This window comes from Flavobacterium sp. ENC (assembly GCF_020991415.1).
GTDB lineage: Bacteria > Bacteroidota > Bacteroidia > Flavobacteriales > Flavobacteriaceae > Flavobacterium.
This window is the reverse complement of the sequence record NZ_JAJMOY010000001.1, coordinates 97,757-116,278: the sequence shown is the minus strand read 5'-3', so window position 1 is coordinate 116,278 and position 18,522 is coordinate 97,757. Positions and strand designations below refer to the sequence as shown.

Annotated in this window: 9 protein-coding genes; 8 read left to right on the top strand and 1 reads right to left on the bottom strand. The window is 36.4% G+C overall.

The genetic code is table 11. The features are described 5' to 3' along the window. The first annotated feature begins 57 nt into the window (after positions 1–57). Positions 58–1,740 carry a gliding motility lipoprotein GldJ gene (gene gldJ / locus LPB89_RS00485; RefSeq protein ID WP_230699795.1) on the top strand — a complete coding sequence of 561 codons (1,683 nt, stop codon included), beginning with the start codon at positions 58–60 and terminating at the stop codon, positions 1,738–1,740. Between the two features lie 116 nt (positions 1,741–1,856). Continuing rightward, positions 1,857–3,140, top strand: a complete 1,284-nt coding sequence (gene murF, locus LPB89_RS00480; protein WP_230699794.1) for a UDP-N-acetylmuramoyl-tripeptide--D-alanyl-D-alanine ligase — start codon at positions 1,857–1,859, stop codon at positions 3,138–3,140. 43 nt (positions 3,141–3,183) lie between these two features. Here the strand turns inward: murF and LPB89_RS00475 are convergent, their stop codons facing one another. Continuing rightward, on the bottom strand, positions 3,184–6,063 hold the full coding sequence (locus tag LPB89_RS00475; protein WP_230699793.1) for a triple tyrosine motif-containing protein: 2,880 nt from the start codon (positions 6,061–6,063) through the stop codon (positions 3,184–3,186). A gap of 344 nt (positions 6,064–6,407) precedes the next feature. On the opposite strand from LPB89_RS00475, the gene LPB89_RS00470 reads away from it, so the two are divergent. From LPB89_RS00470 to LPB89_RS00445, 6 genes are all read left to right on the top strand, one after another. After that, the gene (locus LPB89_RS00470) at positions 6,408–9,530 is read left to right on the top strand and encodes a TonB-dependent receptor (protein WP_230699792.1); all 3,123 of its coding nucleotides are present in this window, start codon (positions 6,408–6,410) and stop codon (positions 9,528–9,530) included. A 17-nt stretch (positions 9,531–9,547) separates the two neighbouring features. Further along, positions 9,548–11,074 carry a RagB/SusD family nutrient uptake outer membrane protein gene (locus LPB89_RS00465; protein ID WP_230699791.1) on the top strand — a complete coding sequence of 509 codons (1,527 nt, stop codon included), beginning with the start codon at positions 9,548–9,550 and terminating at the stop codon, positions 11,072–11,074. A 185-nt stretch (positions 11,075–11,259) separates the two neighbouring features. Continuing rightward, positions 11,260–12,720, top strand: a complete 1,461-nt coding sequence (locus LPB89_RS00460) for a glycoside hydrolase family 30 beta sandwich domain-containing protein (protein ID WP_230699790.1) — start codon at positions 11,260–11,262, stop codon at positions 12,718–12,720. An 87-nt stretch (positions 12,721–12,807) separates the two neighbouring features. Further along, positions 12,808–14,277 carry a glycoside hydrolase family 30 beta sandwich domain-containing protein gene (locus LPB89_RS00455; RefSeq protein WP_230699789.1) on the top strand — a complete coding sequence of 490 codons (1,470 nt, stop codon included), beginning with the start codon at positions 12,808–12,810 and terminating at the stop codon, positions 14,275–14,277. Between the two features lie 34 nt (positions 14,278–14,311). After that, a complete protein-coding gene (locus LPB89_RS00450) occupies positions 14,312–16,576 on the top strand; it encodes a glycoside hydrolase family 3 N-terminal domain-containing protein (RefSeq protein WP_230699788.1) in 2,265 nt (754 codons plus the stop codon). A gap of 100 nt (positions 16,577–16,676) precedes the next feature. After that, on the top strand, positions 16,677–18,419 hold the full coding sequence (locus LPB89_RS00445; RefSeq protein ID WP_230699787.1) for a cellulase family glycosylhydrolase: 1,743 nt from the start codon (positions 16,677–16,679) through the stop codon (positions 18,417–18,419). Positions 18,420–18,522: the final 103 nt, after the last annotated feature.

The window sequence follows — 18,522 nt, the reverse complement described above, 5'->3', positions numbered from 1 at the left end:
CTAATTAAATGTTAATTATTATATTGCAGCACCTAAATTTATCACCTAAGAATGAGTATGAAAGTAAACAAAATTGTAGTCTTGCAATTAATGATGTCAATGGTATTGATGTTGGGCACGGCTAGTTGTAGCAAAAAATCGAGTTCCAGTCACGCTTCCAGAGCAACTGGTTGGGATGTAGACAGTCAGAATGGAACTTCTGCCAGAAATGCAGGAAAAAAACAACAGGCTGGTCCTGGTTTAGTTTTTGTTGAAGGAGGTACGTTTACTATGGGTAAAGTACAGGATGATGTTATGCATGATTGGAATAACACACCAACTCAACAACACGTTCAATCATTCTACATGGACGAAACTGAAGTTACTAACGGTATGTATTTAGAATACCTGGAGTGGCTTAAAAAAGTTTTTCCTCCAACAGAAGAAAATTACAAAAATATTTATGAAGGAGCATCTCCTGATACTTTAGTATGGAGAAATCGTTTAGGATACAACGAAACGATGACAAACAACTATTTAAGACACCCTTCTTATGCTAACTACCCTGTGGTTGGTGTGAACTGGATTCAGGCAGTTGAATTTAGTAAATGGAGAACAGACCGTGTAAACGAAGCTGTTTTAGAGAAAAACGGATATCTTAAAAAAGGTGCTAAAACTACAGATGTTAGTGCAGAAAGTTTGTTTAATACTGAAGCGTATGTTGCATCTCCATCTACTACTTATGGTGGTAATGAAGAATTGGTATTAAAGAAAAATCCTAACGGAAAAAGACCAAAAGCGAATAAGGATGGTGTTGTAGAAGAGAAAAATGTGTACGCACAACGTTCTTCAGGTGTTATTTTACCGGAATACAGACTTCCTACTGAAGCAGAATGGGAGTACGCTGCTGCTGCTGATGTTGGACAAAGAGAATACAACATATATAAAGGACAAAAGAAATATCCTTGGTCCGGAGATTATACACGTTCAGCTAAACGTAAAAACAAAGGAGATCAATTGGCTAACTTTAAGCAAGGTAACGGTGATTACGGTGGAATTGCTGGCTGGTCAGATGATGGAGCAGATATTACAAACGCTGTAAAAAGTTACGCACCAAATGATTTTGGTCTATACGACATGGCAGGTAACGTTGCAGAATGGGTAGCTGACGTTTACAGACCTATTATTGATAATGAAGCAAATGATTTTAACTACTATAGAGGAAATCAATATGCTAAAAACAAAATTGGTAAAGACGGTAAACTTGAAATTATTACTAAAGAAAACATCAAATACGATACTTTAAGTAATGGTAAAGTGGTAGCAAGAAACCTTCCGGGAGAAATTGCTCAGGTGCCGGTTGACGAAAACGAAACATATTTGAGAACAAACTTCAGTACAAGCGACAATATCAATTATAGAGATGGTGACAAACAATCATCTAAATATTTTGACTTTGGAGATTCTGAAGCGGGAGCAAAAGCAGATCAAAATATGTACAATTCTCCTAAACATAATATCACAACAGATAGTTTAGGTAAAATGGTAAGAAAATATGACAACTCCAGTAAACGTACTACTTTAATCGATGATAAAGTTAGAGTTTACAAAGGTGGATCATGGAGAGACAGAGCTTATTGGTTAGATCCGGCTCAAAGAAGATATTTTCCTCAGGATATGGCAACAGATTACATCGGATTCAGATGTGCGATGTCAAGAGTAGGTTCAAAAGCTGAAAGAAGAAAATCACCTAGAAACTAGGTTTTAGAAAATTTCAATAAAAAAATTCCAAATTCCAAAAGCTGATTCTTCAGTACGGAATTTGGAATTTTTTTATTCTTTTTTTTCTATTTTTATCCTAATAAAAAATTTTACAAATGAATATTCAGGACATTCATAATTTATTCTTGCAATGTAAATCGGTTTCAATAGATACCAGAAAAATCGAAGCGAAATCTATGTTTTTTGCCATCAAAGGAGAAAACTTTGATGCAAACACTTTTGCAAAACAGGCACTTGATTTAGGCGCTTTATTTGTTGTTATTGACAATGCGTCTTATTTTATTGATGAAAGAACAATACTGGTTCAGGACAGTTTGGAAACGTTGCAGGAACTGGCAAAATTTCACCGTGCTTATTTAGGTCTGCCCGTTATTGCGCTAACCGGAAGTAATGGTAAAACGACAACTAAAGAACTTATAAATGTAGTGTTGTCAAAAAAGTTTAAGACAAAAGCTACCGTTGGTAATTTAAATAATCATATTGGTGTTCCGTTGACTTTATTGTCTTTTACAAAAGATACCGAGATTGGAATTGTTGAAATGGGCGCTAATCATAAAAAGGAAATTGAGTTTTTGTGCGAAATAGCGCAACCCGATTACGGCTACATTACAAACTTTGGTAAGGCACATTTAGAAGGCTTTGGTGGTGTTGAAGGAGTGATACAAGGTAAAAGTGAAATGTATAAGTATCTTGCTGTAAATAATAAAACCGCTTTTATTAATCTTGAAGATCCGATTCAGGTGGAGAAGTCTAAAGAGATCAAACATTTTACTTTCGGGCTGAATAAGGCTGAAGCCGATGTCAGAATCAATGCTATAGAAGCAAATCCTTTTGTGGTTATTAATTATGATGCGTTTGGTGTAAATTCTAATTTAATAGGGCTTTATAATGCAAATAATATAAATGCGGCAGTTGCTATTGCTATTTATTTTAAAGTTGAAAATAACGCTATTAAGGCAGCAATTGAGAGTTATACGCCTGACAATAACAGGTCTCAATTACTAAAAAAAGGAACGAACCAGATTATTTTAGATGCTTACAACGCCAATCCGAGCAGTATGGCTGTTGCTATTGCGAATTTTGTACAATTGGACAATTCGAATAAAATAATGATACTGGGTGATATGTTTGAGCTTGGAAGTGAAAGCAGTCAGGAGCATAAAATTATTGTGGATGCCGTAGTCAGTCAGAATCAATCTCTTTGTTATTTGATTGGAAAAGATTTCTACGCACACCGGATTGCTAATGACAATGTTTCTTTCTTTGAAACTTTCGATACTTTTGCAGACCATTTAAAAACGATTACGTTAACTGATAATACCATTCTGATAAAAGGTTCGCGGGGAATGGCCTTAGAGCGTACATTAGAGTACATTTAAGTGAAACAATAAAGAAACGCCATCAATTGATGGCGTTTTTTATTTATATGCTCATTAAAAAACCAATCAGGTTTTCTTTTTTGTTCAGGCCGAGTTTTTTTCTTAGGCGGTATCTGGCTAATTCTACCCCTCCTGTTGAAATGTTCATGATTTCAGCGATTTCCTTTGTCGACATATTCATCAACAGATAAGTAGATAAATCCAGTTCGCGGGGTGAAATGGTTGGGTATTTTTCTTTTAGTCTTTTCAGGAACTCGAAGTGCACGTTTTTAATGTGCTTTTCCAGGTCTTTCCAGCTTTTATCGGTATTGACTTCTTTTACGATGCTTTTGTGCAGCTTGTTAAATTCAAATTTAGTCGTATCGTCTAAAGTATTGGTGTCGATGTCTTTAATCTTTTGAATAATACCGTTCAGTACCTTGTTTTTCTTTACTACCTGAAGGGAATTGCTTACCAGTTCCTTGTCTTTCGCCAGGATTTTTATTTGAAGTTTATCACTTTTTAATCTTTCAATTTCTTTTTCCAGCTCGTGTTGATCGGATCGGATTTTGGATTCCTTTTCCAGATACAGCCTTCTTTGTTCTATGGTTTCGTAATATTTGTTTTTTCTGATTTTGAGTTTTATCCTGTTAGAAGTAATATAAACTCCGGCAAGAATTAAGAGAAAATAAGCGAGGTACGCTAATAAATGTCTGTACCAGGGCGGCGAAATAGTAAAGTTAATTTCTGAAACCTCAGACTCTACACCGTAGCTGTTTTTTGCCTTGATTTGCATTTTATAATTTCCTTCTCTTAAGTTCGTGTACTCTTTTATCGAAATAGTGGACCAGTTACGCCAGTTCTCTTCAAAGGGCTCCAGTTTATACGAATACGTTACGTTTTCCTGATTTTCGTAAGTTGGAGATGAAAAAGTGAATTTTACGTGGTTGGAGTGGTATGGAATTGTAAGATCGGTTAATGGTTTTTCAAGATTGCCAGCTGTAATCGTATCAGTTGACGACGAAAAGCTTTCAAAAAACACTTTGGGTTTGGTTATGAAATTATTCGATATTTTGGAATCATAATGTGCAAGTCCGTCTGTCAGTCCAATGAAAATATTGTTAGCGTCAATTGTATTGACAGATATGTAATTATTTACCAGATTGCCTGTCAGGTTAGAAAACGGAGCCTCCTGACGATCATAAGTTCCGTTTTTCATTTTCAATAAGACGCCAATAGATTCGTTATACGAATACCACAAATTATGAGCACTGTCTTCTATTAGTGTGTTTATCGGTGGTATTTTCCGGAACAAAGCGCTTAATTTTTTGTCTTCAAAAAAGTTTTCCTGTTCATTGCTGTACCTGTAAAAATGGTTTTTAGTTTGAAAGTACACTTTCTCATTTACATATTGCAGGCTCCCGATTCCCTTGTAGGAAGGCGAAATTTGCAGGTGTTTTTTTATGTAGTCAAATCTTTTAAGATCATCTGATAATTTCATCTGATACAAGTAAGGATCTTTTTTTAACCACAAAAAATTGTTGTCCAGCTCGATTTCAAAAGTATTTGTTGTTTCGTCAAATCCCGTTACCTGATTGATAAAATTGATTCCTCTGGAGGAATTTTTAAAAACGGAGAATCCATTATAACTTTCCCCAATAATATAACCGGGATGACTGGGAATTGTTTTGAAACCAAAATATCCCCTGCTGTCTAAAATTTTGGAAACCTTATTTTGATCTATTACCAGTGCCCCGCTATTACTTGCGCAAAGGAGCGTGTTGTTTATTACCTGAATGTTCCAGGCTTGCGCAATTGTTCCTTCAACGCGATTAAATGGTTCATCTTTAAAAGGAATGGTCCAGGAATGGTAAAACAAACCCTGATTGGTGGCTACGTATAAATTTTTGTTGAAAATTACGGAAGCATAAACAGTACCTATATTATAGCTATAGTCGAAAAAGGTAAAGGGTGAATTTTGATTTATAAAGGTAATCCCGTTATCGAGACCCAGCCATAAATTGTTCTTGTTGTCTACAAATGAGGTTAAGATGGTATTGTTCTGTAAGCCTTTTTGCCGGTTTAGGTGCTGGATTATTTTTCCGTTTAAATCACAAATAATGACACCATTAAGAACAGAGTTTAAAACAATAAATTTGTTTTTTATGATAGATCCGCCGAGAGAGGTGTTTTTTTTGATAAAAAAATTGGCTTCTGTTTCCCAGGGTTTTACGCTGTTGTAGTCGTAAATAAATAGTCCTTTTTCTAATGTTGCAAAAAGTATTTTATTGTTAGGCAGCGGAAACATGGCCCATATTTCCTTGTCGTTTAAAGAAGTAGTTCCTTTTAGGGCAACCAATTTGTGGTCCTTATACTCTAAAATTCCGAGTACTTTATCCTGAAAGTACAAATGGTTATCTACAAGGAAAGAAAATTGAAATTTTCTGGGTGCATTTAAGACATGGAGCTTTTCATTTTTGTAAAAGAAGACTTTTGTAAAGGACTGAAAAATTACTTCACCTTTATAGATATGTATTCTCCAGATCAGGTTGATATTTCTGCTGTCTTTTGAACTGACTAACTTGGAAAGGGAGTGATATATTAGCTTTCCTTTCTCATCACTTTTAAAAAAACCAAATTCATTATTTCCGCCGACGTAAATCTTTCCCGAACCATCTATTTTCAGACTTCGGATTGCGGTATTATTTGGAAGGGAATATTTCTTCCAGGTCGAACCGTCAAATTGTATTAATCCGCTATTGTTTGCAAAATAAACATTGCCATTTTTATCCTGATCAATATTCCAGTTTTGCGTCCCGCCTTTATAATCCGATCGCTTATAGTTCTTAATCCCCGGCAATCCGATGTTTTTTACCTGTGAAGAAACACCAAAAGGCATCATAAACAAGAGAAAAATTGAAATATATGTATTTATGAATTTCATAATTTTAAATCAGTATTTTTATTAGTAATGTTTTATAATCTGCTTTTTTTCTGATTATTGCAGATGCTTTATTGTGTTTTATTTGAAAATTTTCTCATAATAGCGAAAATAATTCATTTTCATTAAATGTAGTGTTTATTTTATTTAGTTAACAATTCTATAACAATATAAAATTATTATTAATTAACTAAAAATCAATTGATTAAAAATATATTGATGTGTTTTTGTAATGTGTAAATTTATCTTTTGATGTGTTTTTGTAATGAATTTTAATTATAAATAGTAAAAATTTAACTTTATTATTGCATCAAATTACTAATTAATTAACCAAAATTTTTAGAAAAATGAAATTAACAAAATTACTTATTTTTTGTTTTTCATCTCTATTGTTTTCAGTTATCGCAATGGCACAGGATGTTACGGTAAATGGAATTATAAATGATGAAAGTGGATTACCCGTCCCAGGGGCAACAATCTTAATTAAAGGTACAAACAAGGCAACTGCCTCTGATTTTGATGGAAAATTTCAAATCAATGTTCCGTCAAATGGTACGCTAACAGTTAGTTTTGTAGGTTATAATACAGTACAGGAAGCTGTAAACGGAAGAACTAAAATTGAAATCAGATTAAAAGCTGAATCTCAAAGTTTAAATGAAGTAGTAGTAGTAGGATACGGTACACAAAAGAAAAGTGTAGTAACGGGTTCTATTTCAAGTGTTAAAGCGAAAGCTTTGGAGAATCTTCCTGTAACCAGAATCGAGCAGTCTTTGCAAGGTAGAGTTTCGGGGGTTTCGATTGCAGCAAATGCAGGACAGCCGGGATCTGCTTCGACGATCCGTATTCGTGGATTTACTACCTTAAACAATAACGATCCTTTATGGGTAGTGGATGGTGTTATCGTTGATAACGGAGGTATAGGATACCTGAACCAGTCTGATATCGAATCTATCGAGGTGTTAAAAGATGGTGCTTCAGGAGCAATCTATGGTTCTCGTGCAGCTGCAGGGGTGATCTTAGTAACTACTAAAAAAGGTAAATCTGGTGGAATCTCAGTGAATTACAGTGGCTATGCAGGTACTTCGCAAGCTTCTAACAAAATTGATTTACTGAATGCATCTCAGTATGTAACTATCATGAATGAGGCATATACAAATGGAGGTAAACCGGCACCTTATTCAACTGCAACAAATTACGGAAAAGGGACAAACTGGCAGGATGCTATTTTCAACAATAGTGCGCAACGTTACTCTCACGAATTAAGTTTCAGTGGAGGAAATGACACTTCTACATTCTACATGTCATTTGGTTTGTTAGATCAGGAAGGTATTGTAACAACTGATATTTCTCACTACACCAGAAAAAATATTCGTTTAAACTCGAATCATAAATTAGGGAAGTATATTAAAATTGGTCAGACTTTAGGGTACTCTAACGAAAAAACAATTGGTATTGGTAATACGAATGACGAATTCGGTGGTCCATTGGCATCTGCGATCAATTTAGATCCATTGACACCAATCATTGAGACCAATCCAAATCAGCCAATTTATCAAAATAATCCGAATGCACTTAGAGATGCTAATGGAAACTATTATGGTATTTCAACTATCGTAACTCAGGAAAATACAAACCCGTTGGCTTACACGCAAACCAGATTGGGCAATAATGATTTCTCTGATAATTTTGTAGGTAACATTTTTGTTGAAGCAGAAATCTTACCTGGATTGAAATTTAAATCGACGGCTGGTGGTAAATTAGCATACTACGGATCAGATAATTTTACTCCGGTATTTTTCCTTAACGGAGCTACAAAAAGAGATAAAAATGAATTATTCAGATCATACAAAAAGTCATTCAGCTGGAACTGGGAGAATACTTTAAACTACACTAAAAAATTTGGTGATCATAATTTCAGTGTGTTAGTAGGAAAAGGTACGTATGTGGATAACATTACTTCTGGTAATGATGTTACGTATCAGGGAGTTCCTGCAACAACTCATGCGGAAGCTTCTTTTAATGTTGAAGTTCCTATTACAGATAAAATTGCCAATGCATATGATTCTCAGGCATACGAGCACAGAGTAGAGTCTTTATTCGGAAGATTAAACTATGATTACAAAGAAAAGTACATTTTTACAGGTATTATTCGTCGTGATGGTTCTACAAGATTTGGACCAAATCATAAATACGGAACTTTCCCTTCAGTATCTTTAGGATGGGTACCATCAAAAGAAGGTTTCTGGAAAGAAAATAACGTTATAAGCAACTTAAAAATCAGAGGAGGTTACGGGGTAACAGGTAATGACTCTTCACCGGAATTCTTGTTTATCTCAACAGTAGGTATTAAAAGAAATTATACAATTGGAGGAATACCTACACCAGGGCAAAGTCCAAATGCTATTCCTAACCCTGATTTGAAATGGGAAGAAACAAAACAAGCGAACGTTGGTTTTGAAACAACATTATTTCAGGATTTTAATTTAAGTGTAGATTTATTCAACAAAAAGACTGAGGGTATTATCATGGCAGTTCCTAACCCGGGTTATGTTGGATCAACAGGAGATACTTACGCTAACTTAGCAAGTATGCAAAACAAAGGTCTTGACATAGAGTTGGGGTACAGAAAAAAAATCGGAGCTTTAAATCTTTCGGTAAATGGTAATTTCTCTTATATCAAAAATGAAATCACTTATATCGCTGAAGGAACCGGATTTATTGCAGGAGATGAGACAGTGCAATCAAGTTCTTATGAAATTAACAGAACTCAGATTGGACAGGCATACAATTCATTTTACGGATTCAGAACAAATGGTATTTTTCAGTCTCAGGCAGAAGTTAATGCTTACACAAGTTCAGGAGGTACTGTAATACAACCTAATGCTAAACCAGGAGATTTCCGTTGGAAAGATTTAAATGATGATGGTGTTATTGATGGAAATGATAGAGATTTCTTAGGAACTTCTTTACCTAAATTCACTTATGGATTTACTTTAAACTTAGACTACAAAGGATTTGACTTATTAGTTTTCGGTCAGGGCGCTGGTGGAAACAAGATCTATCAAGGTCTAAGAAGATTAGATATCATAAATGCAAATTACTCAACAGATGTTTTAGGACGCTGGACAGGACCGGGATCTACAAACACTTATCCTAGAGTTACGACAGACGATACCAATAAAAACTTTAGTAATCCATCTGATTTTAATTTGGAAAAAGGAGATTTCTTCAGATTTAAAACAATTCAACTTGGATATTCATTGCCAAAAGAATGGATACAAAGTATTGCATTGCAAAGAGTTAGATTGTACCTGACAGGAGAAAATTTGTTCACTATCACTAAATATAGTGGTTTTGATCCAGAAATTGGAGGCCCAACTGCGGCTGGTATGGACAATGTACAAGGTGTTGACAGAGGATATTACCCTCAGGCAAAATCGTACATGTTAGGAGTTAATTTGCAATTTTAATTAAAAAATAAAATATTATGAAACTTATAAGTTTTAAACAGTCGTTCATCGCGTTAGGAGTGTTAGTGACACTTGGATCGTGTGATACCGATGAAAAATTAGATGTAAAAGGAAATGGAGTTGTATTTGAACAGGATTTTTACAGAAATGAAACAGAAGCCTATTCAGGTTTAGTTGCTGCTTATGATAAAGTAGGAAAGTTTGCAGGATCCATGGAAACTGCACCCTTATTATTTTTAAATTCAGCTTCAGATGATTTTTATGCCGGAGGTGGAAATTCAGGTGACCAGCCAGGTCTTCAGGTGGCATCAAATTACACTATAACTCCAAGTAACATTCCGCCTGCAATCTGGGCAAATTATTTTCAGGGTGTTTTCAGATGTAATGTTATGATTCAAAAACTTCCTGCCGTTCCTATGGATGCTGCGAAAAAAGCAAGATTTATGAGTGAAGTAAAAGCATTACGTGCTTATTACTATTTTGATCTTGTGAGAATGTTTAAAAATGTTCCTTTAATCCTGACTCCACTTACTAAAGAGGAAGTTCCAAATGTTTTGCAGGCAAAACCTCAGGATGTGTATTTACAAATCGAAAAGGATTTAAACGATGCCATCGCAGATTTACCTGTTACGGTGCCAGCAAATGAGTCAGGACGTTTAACAAAAGGTGCAGCAACAGCACTTTTAGGAAAAGTGTACTTATATGATAACAAAAAAGCTGAAGCCGCTGTTCAATTAGAAAAAGTAAATGGTACTCCTGGTGGTACAAGTAGTTTTGGTTATAAATTGATGCCAACTTTTGCTTCGCTATGGGATCACAGTAATAAATTTAACACAGAATCTATTTTTGAAATTGCTTACTCGGACAAATCAAATGCGGACTGGGGTAATTTTGAAACAGGAAATGATGAAGGAAATGTTGCTGCTCAGTTAATGGGAATGAGAGATTATTCCAGAACTGCAGCAGGAAAGGCAGCAGGTTTACCTGATTACATTAACGGATGGGGTTTCATGGTGGTTACGACAGATTTGGCAAATGCACTAAAAACAGACCCTCGTTTTGCCTCTACAATATTTGATGCTAATGCTGAAAAAGCTGCAGGGCGTATCACTTTTACAGATAGTTATAATGAAACTGGATACCATTTTATAAAGTATGCAGCCTTAAATAAGGATATTACAGCAACAAATCCTTTCTTAAATTTTGCTATCAATACTTATGTGATTCGTTTGGCTGATACGTATTTGTTAGAAGCAGAAGCTTTAGGAGGAACCGGAGCAAGAGCTCAGGCACTTCTTGATGCTGTAAGAGCAAGAGTTGGATTAGGATCTGTTCCGGTTTCTTTAAATGCTATTTACGCAGAAAGAAGACTGGAACTTGCAGGAGAAGGGCACCGTTGGTATGATTTAGTAAGAACAGGTCAGGCAGCTGCCAAACTTGCTTTTAAAGGATTTATACCTAATAAAAATGAAGCTTTCCCAATTCCATATACTGAATTCAACAACACTAAGATGGATCAGAATGATGGATATATTCAAAATTAATACAGAGGTAAAAAACAAAAAACAGGTGTTTAGCGCAGTTTTTTAAAACCATCTCAGAAATAAGTTAAGTTTAAGTTTGGTTGTAAATAGCCCATAATCATTATGAGTATGGGCTATTTTTTAATCAGAACGGTACTGATTTTACTAATAAATTCAAAAGCTATTAAATTATTAAAACATATTCAATGAAAAAATTTGGCTTTATTATTACTTGTTTATGTTTTTCACTAGCTGTTTTTTCACAACAGAAAAACCAAAAACAACAACAAAAATTTACCACTAAAAATAAAAAAATTACTGTTTATACTACGGCAGCTAATACAAAATTAAGGTTAACCCCTACAGATAATTTAGATTTTACAGCATCAAAACAGCCAGTTGAGACAGAGATATCCGTCTTTGTAGAACCGGCAAAACATTTTCAGAGTTTTCTGGGAATCGGAGGAGCAATTACGGATGCAAGTGCCGAGATTTTCGCCAAATTATCAAAAGAAAAACAAACGGAATTTTTAAATGCCTATTACGATACACAAAAAGGAATCGGATATTCATTGCTAAGAACAACTATCCAAAGTTCTGATTTTAGCAGTGGAAATTATTCCTATATCGAAGAGGGCGATAAAGAGCTAAAAACGTTTTCAATTGATCATGACCGCAAATATCGTATTCCGATGATTAAAGAAGCCATTAAAACGGCTGGTGGAAAATTAGTCACCTATGCAACACCCTGGTCACCAAACGCTTTCATGAAAAGCAATAAAAATGTATTAAAAGGAGGAAAGCTACTGCCTGAATATTTTCAGTCCTGGGCTAATTTCTATTCCAAATTTATAAAAGCATACAATAAAGAAGGAATTCCAATTTGGGCAACATCGGTTCAGAACGAACCAATGGCTACGCAAACCTGGGAATCTTGTTTATATACCGCTGAGGAAGAAAGAGACTTCCTGAAGAATTTTCTGGGACCAACATTAAAAAAGGACGGACTTGGTAATGTAAAAATAATTGCATGGGACCATAACCGTGATTTAATGGTGCAGAGGGCAAACGTTATTTTCTCTGATCCGGAAGCTTCCAAATATGTTTGGGGAATAGGCTTTCACTGGTACGAAACCTGGACAGGTGCCCAGCCGATGTTTGACAACGTGGCAAGAGTACATGAAGCTTATCCCGACAAAAAACTATTATTTACAGAAGGCTGCGTGGAAAAGTTTGATGCGGCAAAATACCAGTTCTGGCCAAATGCGGAAAGATACGGGACTTCTATGATTAATGATTTTAATAACGGAACTGTAGGCTGGACAGACTGGAACATACTGCTGGATCAATTTGGAGGACCAAACCACGTAGGTAATTTTTGTTTTGCGCCCATACACGCAGACACCACTACCGGTGAGTTAATCTATACGCCATCGTATTATTACATTGGTCATTTTTCGAAATTTATCCGCCCGGATGCAGTTAGGGTCAGTACCTCTGTAAGCCGCAGTTATTTGTCCAGTACTTCTTTCCTGAATAAGGATGGAAAGATGGCAACTGTAATAATGAATAATACCGATAATGAAATTACATACAATTTTATAATTGCCACTGAGCAGGCCATTGTAAAAATTCCTGCACATGCGATACAAACGCTTGTGTATTAATATTTTTTGAGTTAGTTAGAGGGTTAATGTGATCATCCATTTTAACCCTCATTTTTTTAATTAAAATTAAATCGTTTCTAAACTACAATGAAACCTATAAACAGAATTTTAATAGCACCAATACTCCTTCTGCAATTAAGCTGTTCTTCATCAAAAAATGTGGACACCTCTGCTGGCTCTGCATCAAAATCAAACAAAAAGATAGAAGTTTATACGACAGCTGAAAACACAAATTTACGATTGTCATCATCCGGTAATTTCATATTAAATCCAACCGCACAACAAGCAAAAACATCAGGTTCAATTACAGTTGACAGTAAAAAAGCCGATCAGACTTTTCTGGGGATAGGCGGAGCAATAACAGATGCCAGTGCTGAAGTTTTCGCTAAGTTATCACCCAAAAAACAACAGGAATTCCTAACCGCTTACTATGATAAAAGTAAAGGAATTGGGTATTCTTTAGCCAGAACCAATATTCATAGTTGCGATTTTAGCAGCGAAAGTTATACGTACATCGAAGAAGGTGACAAAGACCTGAAAACCTTCAGTATCGATCACGATAAGAAATACAGAATCCCATTACTTAAAAGAGCAATTGAAACTGCCGGCGGTAACTTAACTTTATTTGTTAGTCCGTGGAGTCCCCCAGCTTTCATGAAAGACAATAATGATATTTTGCACGGCGGCGTTTTATTGCCTGAATTTGCACAATCGTGGGCAAATTATTATTCCAAATTTATAAAAGCCTACGAAAAAGAAGGCATCCCGGTTTGGGGACTAACCATTCAGAATGAACCTATGGCGAGCCAGAGATGGGAATCCTGTATTTATACTCCTGAAGCCGAAAGGGACTTTCTGAAAAACTTTCTGGGACCAACATTACAAAAGGACGGACTGGGTTCCAAAAAGATTATTATCTGGGATCACAACCGTGGAGACATGCTGGAAAAAAGAGCCAATCTTGTTTTCTCAGATCCCGAAGTTTCAAAATATGCCTGGGGAATCGGATTTCACTGGTATGAAACATGGAACGGCGGAACTCCGAAATTTGAATCAGTAGGAAAGGTTCACGAAGCTTTTCCAAATAAGAATTTACTTTTTACGGAAGGCTGTATCGAAAAATTTGATGCGTCAAAGTTTCAGTTTTGGGGAAATGCCGAACGCTACGGAATCAATATGATCAATGATTTCAATAACGGAACCACAGGCTGGACAGACTGGAATATTCTTCTTGACCAGAACGGAGGCCCAAACCATGTAGGCAATTTTTGTTTTGCACCCATTCATGCAGATACCACAAAAGACGAACTGATTTATACGCCGATGTATTATTATATTGGTCACCTGTCAAAATTTATCCAGCCGGGAGCCAAAAGAGTAAGCAATACCACAAGTGATAAAACTTTATTAAGCACTTCTTTCCTGAATACAAATGGAAAAATTGCAACCATTGTTATGAATACATCTGACAATGAAGTGGTCTATGAAATCAGAATAGATTCTTCTGCAAACACAATTACAATACCAGCACATGCCATGCAGACTCTGGTGTATTAGGTTTTTTAATACGATATTAATATAAAAAGATAAAATGAAAAATACAAAGTTTCTAGTGATTGCCTTCCTGTTTTGCGGAGCAATATGGGGCCAGGAAGTCAAAAAGACAAAAGCAGAAATCGACGCTAAAGTTTCTGAGTTATTATCCAAAATGACACTTGAAGAAAAAGTGGGTCAGATGACTCAGATTACGGTTACTATTTTTGAAGACCCTAAAAAACCGGGTTATTTTGATGCCGCGAAATTAAAACAGGGAATTCAGGAATATCATATTGGTTCTATTCTGAATGTACCCAATCCGGGAGCACCGACTTTACAAAGATGGCAGGAAACCATGACGGCTATTACCAATGAAGCGAATAAATCAAGACTTAAAATTCCAATATTGTACGGTATTGACGCCATACATGGAGCAAGTTATACGGCGGGAGCAACATTATTTCCACAGCAAATTGGTTTAGCAGCAACTTTTAATACCGATTTAGTAAAACGCGGCGCAGAAATTTCGGCTTACGAAACTAGGGCGTCCTCCATTCCATGGGTTTTCTCGCCCGATCTGGATTTTCCACGAAACCCGGCCTGGTCCAGAATGTGGGAATCCTTTGGTGAAGATGCTTATTTGTCTTCCAGAATGGCTGTTGCCTTAGTAGATGGTTTTGAAGGAAGCAATGTAGGTTCAAAATATAGCGTAGCTGCCTGTATGAAACATTACATCGGTTACGGAAGCACAACCACCGGAAAAGACAGAACACCAAGCATAATCCCGGAACGCACTTTAAGACAATATGATTTAACCATTTATCAGGCTGCCATAAAAGCAGGAGCCAAAAGTGTAATGGTAAGTTCCGGTGAAATCAACGGAACTCCGGTACACGCCAGTAAACATTTAATTACAGATATCCTTAAAAACGAATTAGGTTTTGACGGAGTGGTCGTAACAGACTGGAAAGATATTATTTACCTGAACACCCGACATAAAGTGGCAGAAACCAAAAGAGATGCTGTCCGTATCGCTGTTATGGCCGGAATCGACATGAGTATGGTACCGGAAGAATTTACTTTTTATACCGATCTGGTAGATTTGGTTAAAAAAGGAGAAGTTCCAATGTCCCGTATTGATGACGCTGTAACCAGAATTCTGAGAATGAAATTCGAATTGAATTTATTCCAGAATACAGTAGCAAACTTAAAAGACTATCCAAAATTTGGTTCAGCAGAACATATTCAGGAAGCCTATAAAACAGCTGCCGAATCGATTACTTTACTGAAAAATAAAGAGGCGGTTTTACCCTTAAACAAAAGCGAAAAAATCCTTGTAACAGGAGCAACGGCCAACAGTATGAAAAATCTCAACGGAGGCTGGTCTTATACCTGGCAGGGTGAAAATGCAGACACGTATGCTGCTGAAAAATTAACAATTTTAGAAGCTTTTCAGGCTAAACTGGGCAAAGAAAATGTCTTGTATACTCCGGGCGCTGATATTGAAAAAGAAGATGATGCCGAAATCCAAAAAGCAGTGGAACTTGCCAAAACCGCTTCCAAAATTGTACTGTGCCTTGGTGAAAAAAATTACACGGAAACTCCGGGAGACATCAGCAATATTTTTATGAGTAAATCACAGGTAAAATTAGGCATGGCGTTAGCGCAGCTAAACAAGCCCGTTATCCTGGTGCTGAATGAAGGAAGACCAAGACTGATCAGTGATTTTGAAGATAAAATGAGTGCCGTTGTACAATGTTATTTGCCGGGTAATGAAGGCGCAAGAGCATTGGTTGATATTTTATACGGAGACGTGAATCCTAGCGGAAGACTGCCTTACAACTACCCAAGATATCCTAATTCATTAGAAAAATACAACAGAAAATACACAGAGAGTTTAGCCGACGAAGAGCAGAATAATGATGCGAAATACGAAAAAAGCTATTCCCCTCAGTTTGAATTCGGAAGTGGATTATCCTACACGACTTTCAACTATTCCAATTTAAAAATCGACAAAACAGAAATTAACAATACCGATGAAGTAAATGTTACTGTCGATGTAACCAACGCAGGAAAAAGAGCCGGAAAAGAAGCTGTTTTATTATACCTGTCTGATAATTTCGCTTCCATAACACCCGAAGTTAAGGCATTAAAAAGATTTGATAAAATTAGTTTAGAGCCAAACGAAACCAAAACAGTGAAGTTTACTTTAAATCAAAAAGACCTGCAATTTGTAAATGAGGACCTCAAATGGATTTCTGAAAAAGGAACTTTTACTGTTCAGATAGCCAACCTTAAAAAGGACTTTTTACTGAAATAAAAAAGGACTGAATTGGATTAAATAATAAAACATCTTTCTGAAAGGGAAGATGTTTTTATACGAAAATCAAAAACGAAATAAGCCTTCATATTAAGCAATAATGAAAAAAACAATTGTAATAGTACAGCTCTTATGGGCGATGGCAACCTTCGGGCAGGGTTTCCTGCACAGGGAAGGACAGAAAATTGCAGACGGAACCGGAAAGAATATAATCCTGAGAGGTTTAGGAACAGGAGGCTGGATGGTACAGGAGGGATATATGCTGCAGACACAGCCTTTTGCCAGTCCGCAATACATGATCAGGCAAAAAATTCAGGACGTTATTGGAGAGCAGGGCACAAAAGAATTTTATGCCGCCTACAAGGCAAACGGAATCACCAAAAGAGATGTTGATTCTTTAGCGGCCTGGGGATTCAATTCGATTCGTTTGCCGATGCACTACAATTTATATACGCCTGCCATCGAAGCAGAGAAAAACGGAGAAATAACCTGGATCGAAGAAGGTTTTACCATGACAGATAATTTACTGAAATGGTGCGCCGAAAATAAAATGTACCTGATTTTAGATTTACATGCAGCACCCGGCGGACAGGGAAATGACGCAGCCATATCAGATTTTGACACTACAAAACCATCTCTTTGGCAAAGCCAGGAGAATCAGAAAAAAATGATTGCCCTATGGAAAAAACTGGCTTCCCGTTACAGGGATAATCCGTGGATTGGCGCTTACGACATCATCAATGAACCCAACTGGAATTTTACCGGAACCAATAAAAACGGCTGCGATGAAAACTCAAACGGACCCTTAAGGGATTTAATGGTAGCTGTTACCAAAGCAATTCGGGAAGTCGATACCAATCATTTAATTTTTATTGAAGGAAATTGCTGGGGGAATAATTACAACGGAATTTTTCCTTTATGGGATGAAAACATGGCATTGAGTTTTCATAAATACTGGAATTACAACACGACCGCATCGATTCAGAAAATGCTGGATTACAGGACACAATACAACGTTCCGATCTGGCTCGGAGAAAGCGGTGAAAATTCGAATGTCTGGTTTAAAGACGCTCTTTCACTGGTGGAAAGCAATAATATTGGCTGGGCGTTCTGGCCCATGAAAAAAATCGAAAATATTGCCGGAGTAACTTCGGTGACCAAAATTCCGGAGTACGATGTTTTATTGGAATACTGGAAAGACGGCGGAGAAAAACCTTCCGCAGATTTTGCCAAAAAGACGCTCCTGAAAATAGCGGACAATTACAAAATGGAAAATGTGACCGTTAAACCTGATGTAATCGACGCCATGTTCAGACAAGTACAAACGAACAATACCAAACCCTACAAAAGACATTTGATTCCGGGAAAAATTGCGGCAACGGAATATGATTTAGGAACAAACGAATATGCATATTCCGATAAGGATTTTATCAATTACAGAGTAGAAACCGGAAAGTTTGAGGAATGGAACAAAGGCAATACGATGCGAAATGACGGAGTTGATATTTTGCCCTGCAAAGATCCCGGTTCCAATGGTTATCAGGTGTCTTTTATCGAAGACGGTGAGTGGCTGCAATACACAGTAGAAGTTGCCAAACAAGGCAGATACAATCTGGCGATTCGATATTCAGCTGAAAAAACAGAAGGAAAGCTTCACGTAGAAATAGAGAACGGAAATAAGTCCAATGCTATTTTGCTCCCGTCAACCGGAGGAAACGACAACTGGAAAACCATTGTTTTGTCCGCAGTAGAATTAAAAGCGGGAACACAAAAAATTAAGGTTGTGTTTGATAAAGGCGGTTTTAATTTGAACTATCTGGATTTTTCGAAGAATAAAAAATAATTTTTAGTAAAGAAACTGTGATCCTGTTGCAGTATGATTTATTGGCTAAAAAGGTGTTTTGTAATGGTTTACAAATAATAGAATTGATTTTTAATACATTTAA